Here is a 12,950-nt window from a genome sequence, read left to right on the forward strand (position 1 = left end):
TCGGATTTTTTTATACTCTTTTAAAAACAATAAATCCAAATAAATTTATTTTCTTCAGTAAAAATAATATCTTGTCTAGCATTAACCTAAACTATACTAATGACTTTAGAAGAATACAAAAATAAATTTTCAGAAGATGATGCAGTCGGCTGGTTAGAAATCGACCAAGAATTTGATCGTTTATATCCTGGTCAGGAACCCAAACACTTTGCTCCTGCAATAAGTTATATGCTTGGAGGCGAGCATCCGCTTGACGGGGTAAGTTATTACGAAAGTAAAACACAAGAAGAGCATTATCATTTTGTTACTTACGGATTTTCTGAATTGTATTATGATGAAGAAAAAGCAGATGGAGAATTCAGTAAATGGGGATTTGAACTCACTTTTAGACTAAAACCATTTGAAGCCGATAACGGCAATCCGAGCTGGGCGGTGGCTTTGTTACAAAATATTGCAAAATACGTTTTCAGCAGTGGTAATTGGTTTGAAGAGTTTCATTACATGCCTGCTAATGGGCCGATACGTCTTAATACCGAAACCGATATTACGGCATTGGTCATTATTGCAGATCCTGAAATTCAGAAAAAACAAACTCCTCACGGAGAAGTTTCCTTTTTACAAATCGTAGGAATAACTACTGAGGAATACGAGAATATTATCGCAAATCCAGAAACGGTTGAAGCATTAGTTCAAAAATTAAAAGAAAACAATCCTTTACTAATTACCGATTTAAATCGAAAAAACTAAATTCTGAGGTAAACGGGAATTTATTTTAATAACTTTATGCTCCAAATTATTCTCTTATGAAAGAAATATACATTGTTGAATTTCCTTCTAATTTGGGTTTAAAAGAACCTCAACCAGGAAAAGCACCAGGCGTAAATCGTCTGCCAGACTGGCTGTGGAAACATAATTTACACAAATCCTTAAATACAGAGCATGTTACAAGAATAACCCCGTCGCAATATTCTAATGTAAAAGATTCTGAAACCCATTTTCTAAATGCCGATTCACTTGTAAGTTATGCGAGAGAACAGGCCTATTTGATCAACAATTTAATCAGTCAGAAAAAATTTCCGTTCATCCTTGGCGGCGACTGCAGTATTCTTTTGGGAGTTGCAGCGGCGCTCAAACAAAAAGGCAATTACGGTTTATTTTATCTCGACGGGCATACCGATTTTATGGATATTGCTTTATCTGAAACCGGCGGTGCCGGCGGTATGGCAGCATCTCTAGTGACGGGTAACGGGAATCCAAAACTAAGCAACATTCTTAACTTATCGCCTTATATAAAAGAAGAAAACCTTTGGTGTGTCGGCAACCGCGAGTATGACGATGCATACGAAAATGAGATTAGAAAATCTACCGCAGCCTATTTAAGCCTTCGGGAATTAAGAAAAAAAGGCATTAGAAATACGGCACAATTATTTCTTTCAGAAGTTCGAAACAAAAAACTGGACGGCTTTTGGCTGCATATCGATGTAGATGTTTTAAACGATATGATAATGCCTTGCGTAGACAGCAGAACTCCAGACGGTTTGACGTATGACGAATTTAACGAACTCACTTCGTACTTATTTCAAAGTCCAGAGCTGAGCGGACTCGAAATAACAATTTTGGATCCTGATCTTGACCCGACGGGAGAATACACAAAAGATTTTGTTACTAATATCAGTGATACTTTTAATTCTAATTTTCATAAAAAGAGCTTTTAGAATTATTTTTCAAGACTTTTCTATACTAAAAAACCATTTATATGAAAACTGAAATACAGAATTATAACAACGCTCAAATCGATTCGGACAAAGAAATCTGCGATCTTTTGTATGAAATCATAAATGAAAATTTACCCGAAGCCGAAAACAAAATCTGGCACGCACATCCGGTTTGGTTTCTTGACGGAAACCCGATTGTGGGCTACAGCAAGCTAAAAGGTTCTGTAAGACTGCTGTTTTGGAGCGGACAATCTTTTGACGAAGAAGAACTGCAAAACGAAGGCTCTTTTAAAGCAGCCGAAATTCGTTTTACAGAAGTTTCGCAAATCAATAAAGAAGATTTAAAAAGATGGCTGCAAAAAGGCCGTGAAATCCAATGGGATTATAAAAATATTGTCAAACGAAAAGGAGTACTCATCCGATTAACATAAAACAACTCAAAAACTATTACAATCAAAATGAAATTTTTAACTGCCGCAGCTTTTTTATTTATAACCCTAAATACCTTTTCTCAAACTAAAATGAGACCTGTAAACGAACTAACAAACACCAAAAACCTAGGCTGGAAAGATTTGCAGGAATGGTCAGGAAAAGCTTCAAACAAAATCGAAATACTGCCTGCCGACCCTCAAAAAGCCAAAGACGCACTATACCAGACACAAGTTACAACGGATTCTGCATTGGGAGCCGTAGTTTACAAAACCGGCGGTATCTTGGTAGACGATGGCTGGATCAGAATTCTGGGTTCTGGAAATGCAAGACTAGACAGAACTCTGCCAGAATGGAATAAAGGAAAATCGTTTAAAGAATTTGGCGAAAAACCAGGCTTTTTATTAGTTGCAGACGATGCTTTGGGCGGTTTTTTTATTTTAAACGGCGGCGCACTTGGCACAGATTTAGGAAAAATGTACTATCTCTCGCCAGATAACCTGCAATACGAAGCGCTGGATATTTCGTACTCCGAATTTTTATTATTCTGTTTTAATAACGATTTGAATAAGTTTTACGAAGGAAGCCGATGGGAAAAATGGAGAGATGAAGTCTCTAAACTAAATGGGGATAAAGTTTTCAATTTTTACCCGTTTCTATGGACAGAAGAAGGTCAGGACATTAACAAAACGGTTCGAAAAATAATTCCTGTTGAAGAACAATACGGTTTTAATATCGACATCAGAAAACAGATGGGACTTTAAAAAACACCGTAACAATTTATTTTTCAAACAGATAAAAAGTAATTTTACTACTGACAAACTGTTGTCACGAAGTCATTTTATCTTTATAACAAAAATAAATAGGTTATGGAAACTAAAGACGGAAAATTGGCCGTTTATGCACCAAGCAGACAAGATTGGCGCAATTGGCTTACAGAAAACAGCCAGACCGAAAAATCGGTCTGGCTTATTTTATACCATAAAAAAAGTAAAACACCAAGCGTCAATTTAATCGAAGCTACAGAAGAAGCACTCTGTTTTGGGTGGATCGACAGCTTGTGTAAAAAACGAGACGCCGAAAGTTATTATCTCACTTTTTCGCATCGCAACCCCAAAACCAGTAAATGGAGCAAACCCAATATCGAAAGAGCTGAACGCTTGATTCGGGAAAAATTAATGACCGAACACGGGCAGAAACTCATCGATCTGGCCAAAGAACAAGGCAAATGGATAACCGATATTCCGTAATTCAAAACCTTTATCGATTTTAAGCATTATCATAGCGCTCCCTCTCTTTTTAAATGATAAATACCGCGACTGTTTTGGTTTTTGGCTTTGTTCGGATATAATAAAAATCGAAATATTTTTTAGACTTTTTTCCTACTAAAGAATGGTTTTAATTTGTAACTTTAAATAAAACAAATTATCTAAAAACACTCAAAACCATGTTTAAACAAATTATCATTCTGCTATTTCTGTTTTTAGGTAATGCCATTTCTGCTCAGGAAACCAGTTTTATTGCACCCGACTATAAGGCAATTCAAAAAGAAATAACCAATAAAAAATCTTCTTATTATTATCCTAAATTAATGGATCGTTTAACCAAAAATGACACGCTGTTAACACTTGATGAGTTTCGTCATTTGTATTTCGGATACTTTTTTCAGCCCAAATACAATGCTTATTGGAAATCTCCAGACGAAGAAAAACTTATCGCGTTTTACAACAATGACAAACTGAGCACATCAGATTATGATCAAATCATCCAATTAATCAATCATTCGCTAAGCGATTTTCCTTTTGATCTAAAACAGCTCAACTATCTCGCCTATGTTTACCACCTAAAAGGAGACGAAACAGCTGCAAAAACGGCATCTTTTAAGTTTCATAACATTATGAATGTGATTTTTTCTTCTGGTGACGGAAAACAATGCGAAACAGGATTTCATGTTTTGCTTGTTGAACATGAATACATCATGCTCCGTTTTTTTGAAATAGAGACCAAATCGCAGGCATTAACTGGTAATTGTAATTATTTCAGCTTAGAAAAAGGCAGATACAAAATAGACGGTATTTATTTTAATATCGAAAAAATGCTCGAAAACGAGAGAAAGTCTCTAAGATGATTTTTTGCCGCGAAGGCGCGAAGGCAATGATTAAAGTTTTTTACAAAAAAATGATTTTTGATCTTTTGCAAACTTTTAAACCTTTAAAAAACGTTGTATCTCAGCTTCTTCGCGGCAAAAAAATGAACCTTTAAAAAAACTTGAGCCTTAGTACCTGAAAAAAAGCGCATTACTGAACAACAAAATACCGTTTTCCCAGAATCCTCTAAAAAGCGGATTGTCCATCATGTAAATTACATTTCCGTCGCCTCTTTTGTCAACTGCAAAAGTCACTGTTTCGGGAAGTTTTTTCTTGATATCATTTCCAACAAAACCATAACTCAAAAAGTTTTTCGGGATATACGCCACATTGATGGCATTTTTTAAAAGTGAAAACGATCTTTCGTTGGTTTTTAAACTATAGTACGTGTTTCCTAAACCAAAAGCCATTGGATACGTCTTGTCTAATTTGTTCTCGATTATCGCACCAGGGATGGTACCCGAGATTTCTCTTCGTTCTGAACCTTCAAAGTCTAAAAAGCGTTTTTTAAGTTCGATTTCTTTTTGTTCTTTCTCCGATTTTTCTTTGTCTTCTTTACTCGCAAACATACTCAAGGCATAACCCTCGCGATCCTGAAACAACGAAATGGCGCTGCTCATCGCGATTACTTTTCCTCCGTTTTTAATCCATTCGTCGATTTGTTTTTTCTGGTCTTCAGAAAAATCATAAGAACCGTCAGAAAGTATCAAAGTATTGTAGTTGTATAATTTAACACGATTGAAATTGGTAGTTTCTACAATACTTACGGGATATTTAACAACTTCATCCAGATAATGCCAATTGGCTCCAAATTCTGTCGAAACAATTCCTTTTCCAGAAAGCATTAAGATTTTTGGCGCTTTTAAAAGCACAAAATTTTCTCCTCCAATATCTTTAGAATTGGTAGAAAATCCAGTTGAGATAAAGCTGTAATCCGATTTAATTTTAATGATTTCGCTGACCGTTTTTTCAAAATCAGCAATTTTGGGATTATCTGCACGGCTAATAATTAAGCCTCCAGGTTCGATTGTTAAAGTTCCGAAAACGGCTTTTTTCATTGCCGAACGCACTTTTATTTCCGCCTGGTGCAAAGAAGAAACCACCTGAGCCGAAACCCTGCTGTTCCAAGGCACATAAAAAGCATAAACACTTTCTGGAATATTTTTAGGAGCGATTTCAATAGAAGCTTTCGTTTTTAGCGAAAGTGCATTTTTGACAGCATAACCTTCAATTCCATACGCCAATGGCAAAGCCCAAGCCGTTATATCATATGACAAACTATCATTTAGTTTTTGATTGGGCTCAAACAAAACCTGTGCTAAAACAGATCTCGGCTGGTCTGCTTTTATGATTAAATCGTTGGGTTCAATTTTAAAACTTTCGTTTTTCTTGTTTTGATAATGAAAACCCGAAGCACTGGTAGCTGCATCGGCATAGCTAAATTCGATGTCATTCTTTTTTAGTAATTCCGCCAATTGTTCTGCTTTTGCATTGTTCTTTAAAACATACATCGTGTAAATTCCTTTGGCTTTTTTTCGTGCGTTTGCATGAAAATCCCTAAAACCTTTTAACAAAACCTCTTTTTGCGAAGCGGCGCTTTCTACCACTGTCAATACCGCTGTGGCATGATGTGTCAAACGGTCTTTTATAGTAACGTTTGCGCCGTTTTCCATCGTCACTTCACGGCCGGCTCCTATACCGCCCTGCTCTAATGTTAATCCGACGGCACCATTGTAAGTTGGATAAGTATCTCCATAACTTGGATAAAACAGATCAAAACGTTCTCTGGTATTGTACATCCAGTTTTGTTTGTCAAATTGCTGCGAAATATTTTTACCTAAAACATTGTGAAAATCCTTTTGATACTGTTCTATAAACTCATGAAGCGGTTCTGCTGCGGGCGGAAAAAAGTATGGCGAATTGTAACTCATTTCATGCACATCGGTGTGCACCTGAGGCATCCATTGGTTGTATAATTTTAAACGCTGCTGCGATTCGGCTTGTGTCTGCCACGCCCAATCTCTGTTCAAATCAAAAAGATAATGATTGTATCGGCCTCCCGGCCAGACTTCCATATGTTCGCGGTCGTATAAACCAGGATGTGTTTTTTTTCCTGAGATTTCCCTAAGCCAGTTTCCGTAACGCGAATAGCCGTCGGGATTAATACAAGGGTCTAAAACGACAACCGTATTTTTAAGCCATTGTTTGGTCTTCTCATTCGACGGATTTAAAAGTTCATATGCAACCGTCATGGCACTTTCTGTACCTGCAAATTCATTTCCATGAACATTAAAACTCAGCCACACTATAATTTTATCTCCAACAGCAGTATTCTTAGCTGTAGAAAGTCCGATTGAAGCCAGATTATTGTTTCGGATTTCTTCTAGGTTTTCCAAATTTTCGGGAGCAGAAATAAAGTAAACATTCAAATCACGCTGTTCATTGGTTAAACCGTACTGCTGCTTTTTGATCAATTTCGAATTCTCTGTCAGGTATTTAAAATAATCCTCCACTTGATGGTAATAACTGATCTGTTTTCCGTAATTCGGAATAAATTCTGAAGGTGATTTTAGCTGTGCTGCGGCAGTAATGGAAGTCGCTATAAACAATAACGCTGTGTAAAAGTTTTTTGTCATAATTGGAATTGGTTTGCAGTTGGTTAAAAATAAGAATTAACTTTATATGATTTTAAATTCCTGTTAAATATTAATTTATGGACCAATCCTTAAAAAAAATACTGTGGAAACAATTTGGAGCAAGCATTGACATGCTCCAAAATGCTGTAAAATTTTGTCCTGAATCGTTTTGGGATACCGAGCGGCAATTTGGCTATAATGCTTTTCATTGTGTCTTTTTTCTCGATTATTACCTTACACTCAATCCCGCAGGGTTTACTCCTCCCCATCCTTTTTCTTTATCTGAATTTGAAGATCGGCTTCCTGAAAGAATTTACACCAAAACAGAAGTTCTTGATTATCTGCAATTTTGCCGTGAAAAATGCAAAAACTTAATTGCCAATATGACCGATGAAATTTACAACAGCAATTGGGAGAATGAATCGAAAACCATGCGCTATAATATGGTTGAAATACTGCTTTACAATATGCGGCATGTGCAGCATCATGCGGCACAGCTTAATTTACTATTGCGAGAAAATATAAACGACGCCCCTCATTGGATTCGTCATGCAAAAGATACTATCTAATTTTTACCTCTATGAATATTTTAATTGTTTACGCACATCCAAGTAAAAAGTCTTATACTTTTCAGGTTTTAGAACGACTAAAATCTGTTTTAAAAGCCGAAAATTTTGACATCGAAATCTCCGATTTATATGCTCAGAATTTTCAAAGTGATTTGTCTGAATCCGAATACGAACGCGAAGGTTTTGCCAAAACTGAACTCCCTGCTCCTGCAGACGTTTTACTTGAGCAAGAAAAAATAGAAAGAGCCGACTGCATCATTTTTCTTTACCCTGTCTGGTGGAGCGACTGTCCGGCAAAATTAAAAGGCTGGTTTGACCGCGTATACTCTGTGGGATATGCTTATGGACAAACTGAAACTTCCAAAAAAATGAAAACTATTCCGCTTGGATTGGTTATTTGTACTGCCGGCCATCCAAACGAATTTCTTAACGAAACCGAAATTGCACCAAGTATGGTAAAAATAATGCTGGAAGATCGTCTTGGAAAACGTTTTGAAGAAAAAGAAATGATTATTCTGGGCGGTACTTTAGACCTGGAAAATGTAATGCCAACACATTTTCAGGTAATCGATAAAATTCCGGAGAAAATAAAATCATTAAACGAAGAATTTTATGACGTTTAATTTCTATTTTTATCGAAAATATTTAACCCATTAATTATACCAAATGCTGCCAGAGGAAACAATAGACAAATCAGTTTTTGAAGAAATTCCAACAGAAAAAATTTATTCCGAAAATGCCATTAGAGTAGGAACCTTCTTAGCTGGCCCTCTTGTTGCGGGTTATTGCATTTCAGAAAATTTTAAAGTTTTTAATGATTTAGAGAAAGCAAAAAAGACATGGCTTTTTACTATTCTTCTTTCTGTACTAATCATTGTATTGGCGTGTTTATTACCAGAAAATATTCCGAGCTTTATTTTTCCTATTATATATGTTTCAATTACTTCTTATTTCCTAAAAACATACCAAGAAAAAGAGATTCAGAAACATCTTAGCAATGGCGGCGAAACGCATGGCGGATGGAGAGTTTTTGTAATTGGTCTCCTAAGTGTTTTAGTTCTTTTTTCAGTCGTTTTAAGCTTCGTAATGCTGGCAGATTATGTTTAATCTACAGAAAATTAAAATTTATCATGTATTCTGGATTGTTTCTTTACTAATAATTGTAATTGCATTGCTTCTTGGCAAAGAAGCAACCGTTGATGTCAATATCCATGATACGTATTTCGTTTTAGGTAATTACGATTTCGCCATTATTTTGTTTTTCGCTTATTTTATAACAGGACTTGGATATTGGCTGGTTCAGAAAAAATTAAATAAGCGTCTGGTTAACTATTTGGTTATAATACATTCTGTTATTTTAATTGGAAGTTTTGTATTGTATTGGGGCGTTTTCTTTTATACTAAACTTTTTATTCACAGTGATTTTCCTCTGTATGATGGTTACTTGACATTAAATACAATTTTAGTTATCGCCTTTTTAGTTATAATTTTTATAGCAACACCCATTTATATTATCAATTTATTGATTGGATTATTTAGGTAAGAGTACAATTCATCAAATATATTTGTCTGAAATCCCCCTTTTATTTGTCTCTTAAATACCTGATGAATTGACTATTAAAAGGTAATTTTGTTGTACTAACTTTTTAAATCTTTAAAAATGAGTGCACAAGATTTTACTACAACCCTACTAGTTGACCAATCTCCCGAAATTGTTTTTAAAGCCATACAAAATGTACGCGGCTGGTGGTCGGAAGAAATTGAAGGAAATACAGCAAATCTAAATGATGAATTTAACTATCATTATGAAGAGGTGCATCGCTGTAAAATAAAATTGATAGAAGTTATCCAAAACCAGAAAATCGTCTGGCTGATTGAAGAAAATTATTTTAGTTTTACTAAAGACGATACGGAATGGACGAATACCAAAGCCGTTTTTGAAATTTCTAAAAAAGATACTAAAACAGAATTGACTTTTACACATATTGGTTTGGTTCCAGAATACGAATGCTATGAAGTCTGCAAATCGGGCTGGACCAATTACATACAGAACAGTTTAAAAAAACTAATCACAACAGGCAAAGGCGAACCCAACGCCAGCGGAAAACCACAAACAGCAGCCGAAAGAAAACTATCCAAAAAATAACATTAAGTCATTTTAAGATTAACAAGAGTTACGTTATCTATTAATCATCAAATTAACGAATTGGCTTTAAGTATCTTTTTTTGGCTAACACAATAATAGATTTGGCTAAATTAAATCTGCAGATCTAAAGCAATTTTGTACTAATCTAAAAAGTACAAAAAATGAAAATTACAATCACAGGTTCTTTAGGGAACATCAGTAAGCCATTAACAGAGGAGTTAGTGCAAAAAGGTCATATTGTTTCAGTAATAACAAGCAGTGCCGAAAGAGAAAACGAAATCGAAAAAATAGGCGCAAAAGCACTGATCGGTTCTGTAAACGATTTAGATTTTCTCACCGAGGCTTTTACTGGTGCAGACGCTGTTTATTGCATGATTCCGCGTGCCAATTATTTTGATCTAAATCTTGATTTAGATACTTTTACACGTAAAATCGGAAATAATTATGCCAAAGCCATCGAAAAATCGGGTGTAAAACGCGTTGTTTTTTTAAGCAGTATTGGAGCCCATTTAGAAAAAAACTCTGGAATTATTCAGCGATATAATGAAATCGAAAGCATTTTGGAGCAGCTTTCAGATGTTTCGATTACCTTTATGCGTCCAACTTCGTTTTTCTATAATCTCGAGGCCTATATACCGATGATAAAAAATTCAGGAAGTATATTTGCCAATTACGGCGCCGGCGAATTGATTCCGTGGGTTTCTCCGTTAGATATTGCAGCAGCTGCTGCAGAGGAACTTACGGCTCCATTAAACGGAAAAAAAATACGTTACGTATCAAGCGAGGAATTAACAGGAAACGAGTCGGCTGCAATTTTGGGCGCAGCGATTGGAAAACCAGATTTAAAATGGGTTCTAGTAAGCGACGAACAGGTTTTGGAAGGATTGATTAATGCTGGAATGCAGCCAAAAATCGCCCAAGGCTTAGTCGAAATGTACGCAGGACTTTACAACGGATTGTTAGGTGAAGATTATTATCAAAACCGACCAGCCGAAATGGGAAAAACAAAGCTGGCAGCTTATGCAAAAGATTTTGCTGCAAAATACAATCAGTAATTAGTAACTACTTCTATGAGCGTTTCTCAACCGTACCGAATAAAAAGCATCAGCGAGTTTCATGAATTTCGTGATTTGCCAAAACCAGAACATCCGCTGGTGAGCGTTTACAATTTTGAAGATCTTAAATACCTAAACGAAAATGAACCTAAAAGTCTCATTCTCGATTTTTATTCGATTGCTTTAAAGAAAAATGCCAATGCCAAAATGCGTTACGGCCAGCAGGAATATGACTTTAAAGAAGGCGTTTTACTATTTATTGCACCAGGACAGGTTTTTTCTATCGAAGGAAATGCCGAATTACAGCATACAGGATATTCGTTATTGATTCATCCCGATTTTTTATGGAATACACCGCTGGCGCAGAAAATCAAACAATACGAGTATTTTGGTTATGCCGTTCACGAAGCTTTGCACCTTTCGGACAAAGAACAAAAAATGATTCTGGACATTATTAAAAATATTCAGCAAGAATACCAATCCAATATTGATAAGTTCAGTCAGGATGTAATTATTGCTCAGATAGAATTGCTCCTTACCTATTCAGAACGTTTTTACAACAGACAGTTTATTACTAGAAAAATAAGTAATCACGAAATTTTATCACGCTTAGAAAAACTGCTGGAAGACTATTTCAGCAGTGATTCTCTGCAAAAGAAAGGGCTGCCGACAGTACACGAAATAGCCGAAAATCTAAATGTTTCGCCAAACTATCTAAGCGGTTTATTAAAATCGTTAACCGCACAAAGCACGCAGCAGCACATTCATAATAAATTGATCGAAAAAGCAAAAGAAAAACTTTCAACTACCAGCTTATCAATCAGCGAAATTGCTTTTGAGCTGGGCTTTGAGCATCAGCAGTCTTTTAGCAAATTGTTCAAAACCAAAACCAATATTTCTCCAATTGCTTTTCGACAGTCTTTTAGTTGAAAATTATTGCGGCAACAATCTATATTTTTCATAAATTTAGTCCCACTAAAAACCGAAAAATATGAACCCCATTTTTAAAAACATTTTAGCTGTACTTCTTGGTCTTTTTATTGGAAGCGTTGTCAATATGGCGATTATCAGTATAAGCGGTTCTGTAATACCGCCTCCAAAAGGTGCCGATGTTACTACTGCCGAAGGCCTGAAAGCTACGATGCACTTGTTTGAACCCAAACATTTTATTTTTCCGTTTTTAGCACACGCAGTCGGAACTTTTGCAGGGGCTTTCGTTACGGCCTTAATAGCTTTTAATCATAAAATGAAACTGGCTTTGGTTATTGGTGCATTCTTTTTATTTGGAGGCATTATGATGATTTTTACCCTTCCTTCACCAATTTGGTTTTCATTGGCAGATGCTGTTCTTGCTTATATTCCGATGGCTTATTTGGCTGCGAAAATAGCTTCGAAAAAGAAAAATTAGACAAATGCAAACAAAAATAAAACCCGCAAAAAAATGCTACGAACATCTGGGCGGTAAGCTTGGAGAACTTCTCTTAGAAAATTTTGCAGACAAAAACTGGATCGCCAGAAAGAATCCTGCTGATAAGCATTTTTACATTACAGAACTTGGCGAAAAAGAATTTACAAAACTAGGATTGGATCTTTCTAAAATAAAATCAGAGGAAGTTTAGTTTTTTATTTCACACAGATTTAAACGATAAAAGATTTTTAAGTATCCGTTTACAGCAGCTTTCTTTACGAAGTAAATCTGTTTTGTCAGTGTCATTTTTTTTCTTTTAGACATTTAACCTGCATTTTTTGAAACCCGTAATTTTATAATTTTTGATTTGCTTTTTTGCAAAAAAGAGATTCTTAATTTTCATAACTTAGTTTGCTTTAAAATTTTGAATCATGACTAAGAAAGAAATTGCAAAAAACTTCCTGAAATTGGCGGCGAACGGACATTCTCATGAAGGTTTTAGATTGTATGTCGGAAAGAAATTCAAACATCACAATGCTTATTTTAAAGGCGATGCCGATACATTAATGCTGGCAATGGAAGAATCTGCAAGAACAAATCCGAATAAGACTTTTAAAATTCATCATATATTAGAAGACGGAAATTTAGTTGCCGTTCATTCACACTTAAAACAAACACCTGTTGACGCTGGTTTTGCAGTTGTTCATATTCTCAAGTTTGATGGAGATAAAATCGTGGAATTTTGGGATTTAGGACAACCCGTACCCAAAGACGCTGTTAATGAAAATGGCATGTTTTAGCACTAAAATACACTATCAAAAACAACAAAACCGTAAACCATAAAC

17 protein-coding genes are annotated in these 12,950 nt (G+C 35.5%); 16 read left to right on the forward strand and 1 reads right to left on the reverse strand.

What is annotated here, in order from left to right:
* Positions 1-99: 99 nt before the first annotated feature.
* The 6 genes from C4F50_RS17195 to C4F50_RS17220 all read left to right on the forward strand — a co-directional run bounded on the left by C4F50_RS17195 (position 100) and on the right by C4F50_RS17220 (position 4,272).
* On the forward strand, positions 100-747 hold the full coding sequence (locus tag C4F50_RS17195; protein WP_194139887.1) for a suppressor of fused domain protein: 648 nt from the start codon (positions 100-102) through the stop codon (positions 745-747).
* Between the two features lie 56 nt (positions 748-803).
* Positions 804-1,715, forward strand: coding sequence for an arginase family protein (locus tag C4F50_RS17200; RefSeq protein WP_194139888.1), 912 nt, complete (start codon positions 804-806; stop codon positions 1,713-1,715).
* A 41-nt stretch (positions 1,716-1,756) separates the two neighbouring features.
* Positions 1,757-2,146, forward strand: coding sequence for a DUF1801 domain-containing protein (locus C4F50_RS17205; protein ID WP_194139889.1), 390 nt, complete (start codon positions 1,757-1,759; stop codon positions 2,144-2,146).
* A gap of 27 nt (positions 2,147-2,173) precedes the next feature.
* Positions 2,174-2,908: a DUF2625 domain-containing protein gene (locus tag C4F50_RS17210; RefSeq protein ID WP_228012067.1), complete on the forward strand. Its 735-nt coding sequence runs from the start codon at positions 2,174-2,176 to the stop codon at positions 2,906-2,908.
* A 105-nt stretch (positions 2,909-3,013) separates the two neighbouring features.
* The gene (locus tag C4F50_RS17215; protein ID WP_194139890.1) at positions 3,014-3,394 is read left to right on the forward strand and encodes a YdeI/OmpD-associated family protein; all 381 of its coding nucleotides are present in this window, start codon (positions 3,014-3,016) and stop codon (positions 3,392-3,394) included.
* Positions 3,395-3,591: 197 nt separating this feature from the next.
* Positions 3,592-4,272, forward strand: a complete 681-nt coding sequence (locus tag C4F50_RS17220) for a DUF4919 domain-containing protein (RefSeq protein WP_194139891.1) — start codon at positions 3,592-3,594, stop codon at positions 4,270-4,272.
* Positions 4,273-4,419: 147 nt separating this feature from the next.
* Here C4F50_RS17220 and C4F50_RS17225 read toward each other — a convergent pair whose 3' ends face one another.
* Positions 4,420-6,927: a M14 family zinc carboxypeptidase gene (locus tag C4F50_RS17225; protein ID WP_194139892.1), complete on the reverse strand. Its 2,508-nt coding sequence runs from the start codon at positions 6,925-6,927 to the stop codon at positions 4,420-4,422.
* 77 nt (positions 6,928-7,004) lie between these two features.
* On the opposite strand from C4F50_RS17225, the gene C4F50_RS17230 reads away from it, so the two are divergent.
* The 10 genes from C4F50_RS17230 (at position 7,005) to C4F50_RS17275 (ending at position 12,905) form a co-directional block, all read left to right on the forward strand.
* A complete protein-coding gene (locus tag C4F50_RS17230; RefSeq protein ID WP_194139893.1) occupies positions 7,005-7,496 on the forward strand; it encodes a DinB family protein in 492 nt (163 codons plus the stop codon).
* An 11-nt stretch (positions 7,497-7,507) separates the two neighbouring features.
* Positions 7,508-8,119, forward strand: coding sequence for an NAD(P)H-dependent oxidoreductase (locus tag C4F50_RS17235; RefSeq protein ID WP_194139894.1), 612 nt, complete (start codon positions 7,508-7,510; stop codon positions 8,117-8,119).
* A gap of 43 nt (positions 8,120-8,162) precedes the next feature.
* The gene (locus C4F50_RS17240; protein ID WP_194139895.1) at positions 8,163-8,603 is read left to right on the forward strand and encodes a hypothetical protein; all 441 of its coding nucleotides are present in this window, start codon (positions 8,163-8,165) and stop codon (positions 8,601-8,603) included.
* Positions 8,596-9,039, forward strand: a complete 444-nt coding sequence (locus C4F50_RS17245) for a hypothetical protein (RefSeq protein WP_194139896.1) — start codon at positions 8,596-8,598, stop codon at positions 9,037-9,039. The genes C4F50_RS17240 and C4F50_RS17245 overlap by 8 nt, the downstream gene beginning before the upstream one ends.
* A 117-nt stretch (positions 9,040-9,156) precedes the next feature.
* Entirely contained in the window at positions 9,157-9,642 is a 486-nt protein-coding gene (locus C4F50_RS17250) for an SRPBCC family protein (RefSeq protein WP_194139897.1), read from the forward strand.
* A gap of 161 nt (positions 9,643-9,803) precedes the next feature.
* Positions 9,804-10,697 carry an NmrA family NAD(P)-binding protein gene (locus C4F50_RS17255; RefSeq protein ID WP_194139898.1) on the forward strand — a complete coding sequence of 298 codons (894 nt, stop codon included), beginning with the start codon at positions 9,804-9,806 and terminating at the stop codon, positions 10,695-10,697.
* Between the two features lie 15 nt (positions 10,698-10,712).
* Positions 10,713-11,627 carry a helix-turn-helix domain-containing protein gene (locus tag C4F50_RS17260; RefSeq protein ID WP_194139899.1) on the forward strand — a complete coding sequence of 305 codons (915 nt, stop codon included), beginning with the start codon at positions 10,713-10,715 and terminating at the stop codon, positions 11,625-11,627.
* 61 nt (positions 11,628-11,688) lie between these two features.
* Positions 11,689-12,105 carry a hypothetical protein gene (locus C4F50_RS17265; protein WP_194139900.1) on the forward strand — a complete coding sequence of 139 codons (417 nt, stop codon included), beginning with the start codon at positions 11,689-11,691 and terminating at the stop codon, positions 12,103-12,105.
* A gap of 4 nt (positions 12,106-12,109) precedes the next feature.
* On the forward strand, positions 12,110-12,316 hold the full coding sequence (locus C4F50_RS17270; protein ID WP_194139901.1) for an ArsR family transcriptional regulator: 207 nt from the start codon (positions 12,110-12,112) through the stop codon (positions 12,314-12,316).
* Between the two features lie 220 nt (positions 12,317-12,536).
* Entirely contained in the window at positions 12,537-12,905 is a 369-nt protein-coding gene (locus tag C4F50_RS17275; RefSeq protein WP_194139902.1) for a nuclear transport factor 2 family protein, read from the forward strand.
* Positions 12,906-12,950 lie beyond the last annotated feature (45 nt).

Source organism: Flavobacterium hungaricum, from assembly GCF_015182285.1.
GTDB classification, from domain to species: domain Bacteria; phylum Bacteroidota; class Bacteroidia; order Flavobacteriales; family Flavobacteriaceae; genus Flavobacterium; species Flavobacterium hungaricum.

Excerpts from the sequence above, each read along its gene's own strand:
- C4F50_RS17265 (WP_194139900.1), top strand. The coding sequence starts at position 11,689 with ATGAACCCCATTTTTAAAAACATTTTAGCTGTACTTCTTGGTCTTTTT.
- C4F50_RS17235 (WP_194139894.1), top strand. The coding sequence starts at position 7,508 with ATGAATATTTTAATTGTTTACGCACATCCAAGTAAAAAGTCTTATACT.
- C4F50_RS17270 (WP_194139901.1), top strand. The coding sequence starts at position 12,110 with ATGCAAACAAAAATAAAACCCGCAAAAAAATGCTACGAACATCTGGGC.
- C4F50_RS17255 (WP_194139898.1), top strand. The coding sequence starts at position 9,804 with ATGAAAATTACAATCACAGGTTCTTTAGGGAACATCAGTAAGCCATTA.
- C4F50_RS17215 (WP_194139890.1), top strand. The coding sequence starts at position 3,014 with ATGGAAACTAAAGACGGAAAATTGGCCGTTTATGCACCAAGCAGACAA.
- C4F50_RS17225 (WP_194139892.1), bottom strand. The coding sequence starts at position 6,927 with ATGACAAAAAACTTTTACACAGCGTTATTGTTTATAGCGACTTCCATT.
- C4F50_RS17230 (WP_194139893.1), top strand. The coding sequence starts at position 7,005 with ATGGACCAATCCTTAAAAAAAATACTGTGGAAACAATTTGGAGCAAGC.
- C4F50_RS17210 (WP_228012067.1), top strand. The coding sequence starts at position 2,174 with ATGAAATTTTTAACTGCCGCAGCTTTTTTATTTATAACCCTAAATACC.
- C4F50_RS17220 (WP_194139891.1), top strand. The coding sequence starts at position 3,592 with ATGTTTAAACAAATTATCATTCTGCTATTTCTGTTTTTAGGTAATGCC.
- C4F50_RS17275 (WP_194139902.1), top strand. The coding sequence starts at position 12,537 with ATGACTAAGAAAGAAATTGCAAAAAACTTCCTGAAATTGGCGGCGAAC.
- C4F50_RS17200 (WP_194139888.1), top strand. The coding sequence starts at position 804 with ATGAAAGAAATATACATTGTTGAATTTCCTTCTAATTTGGGTTTAAAA.
- C4F50_RS17245 (WP_194139896.1), top strand. The coding sequence starts at position 8,596 with ATGTTTAATCTACAGAAAATTAAAATTTATCATGTATTCTGGATTGTT.
- C4F50_RS17240 (WP_194139895.1), top strand. The coding sequence starts at position 8,163 with ATGCTGCCAGAGGAAACAATAGACAAATCAGTTTTTGAAGAAATTCCA.
- C4F50_RS17195 (WP_194139887.1), top strand. The coding sequence starts at position 100 with ATGACTTTAGAAGAATACAAAAATAAATTTTCAGAAGATGATGCAGTC.
- C4F50_RS17250 (WP_194139897.1), top strand. The coding sequence starts at position 9,157 with ATGAGTGCACAAGATTTTACTACAACCCTACTAGTTGACCAATCTCCC.
- C4F50_RS17205 (WP_194139889.1), top strand. The coding sequence starts at position 1,757 with ATGAAAACTGAAATACAGAATTATAACAACGCTCAAATCGATTCGGAC.
- C4F50_RS17260 (WP_194139899.1), top strand. The coding sequence starts at position 10,713 with ATGAGCGTTTCTCAACCGTACCGAATAAAAAGCATCAGCGAGTTTCAT.